General features: G+C 37.7%; 1 pseudogene. It reads right to left on the reverse strand.

The annotated features are described in order from the left end of the window. Nucleotides 1–1178: pseudogene (locus tag ACFIL7_RS04220) on the reverse strand (hypothetical protein); the annotation flags it as partial.

Genomic DNA, 1178 nt, shown 5'->3' on the forward strand with positions numbered 1-1178 from the left:
TAACAGCTTCATTACCATTCACAGCTGCCTTCACACCAGAAATTGTCCTATCGTTGCCTGCATTATTTGCAATATTAATTATAGAACCTCCTGTTTCCTTACCTATGGTGATAGTACCTTCATTTTCCTCCTGCTTAACGAGGCTATTTTTTGTCGCATTCGCAATCTGATTTTGGATATTCGTGATAGAAGTATCAACAGCATTAAAAGCAGAACCAACATTATTATGAGAATTACCCTGAATTGTATAAGTGGGAGCCTTACCGTTAGATACATCTGCACCACCACCAAAATACTTTGATATATTTTTAGCAATTGTTGTCAGATTATTTGTAACAGTGTTAACATTCTGATTAGTAGCAAAGAGCTGCGAACCATTCACTGCATCGGTTGAATCTTCAGAAATGTCTCCATTAGCAAGAAACTTAATTTTGCTATTTTCTTTGTCTGCTCCATGCTGTGCTACAAATGCCTGCTCATCATTACTCCACAATAGAGAATCTTTAGAAACACCCTCAATTTTCTGAGTAAATTCATTTGTTACATGTGTTAAGCGGCTATTCACATTGTTGATATTGTCATCAAGCCCTGTCAAAGCGTCACCAACATTATTATGGTCTTTAGATACTGCTACGCCATCTTCAGAAATGCGCGATAAATGATAGAGCGGACCGAACAAAATACCGTCGCTAAATTCCGCATTCCCACCCAAAATGTTTGCTACATCTCCAGATATTTTTTCAATCTGCCTACCATTGATCGCATCATGCGAATCTTCAGCAATTTTCCCATCTTTAACATTATGGAGGGAAACGGGTGCTGTAGTCTTATCACCACCCAAAGTTATGCTATTATAATTAACGGTATCGTTTTCTTTATCATAGAGAACTGCAGCAGCACTTGTAAGATTAATATCATTAGAAATCTTCTCTATACTTTTATCAAGCTGAGCTTTGTTAACAGCTTCATTACCATTCACAGCTGCCTTCACACCAGAAATTGTACGAGCTTCACCAGATTTGTTTGCAACATTAATTTCTGTACCCCCTGTTGCCTTACCTATGGTAATAGTACCTGCATCTCCTTCCTGCTTAACAAGGCTATTTTTTGTCGCATTCGTAATCTGATTTTGGATATTCGTGATAGAAGTATCAACAGCATTAAAAGCAGAACCAACA

Source organism: Bartonella sp. AP3QHHD (assembly GCF_042195765.1).
GTDB lineage: Bacteria > Pseudomonadota > Alphaproteobacteria > Rhizobiales > Rhizobiaceae > Bartonella.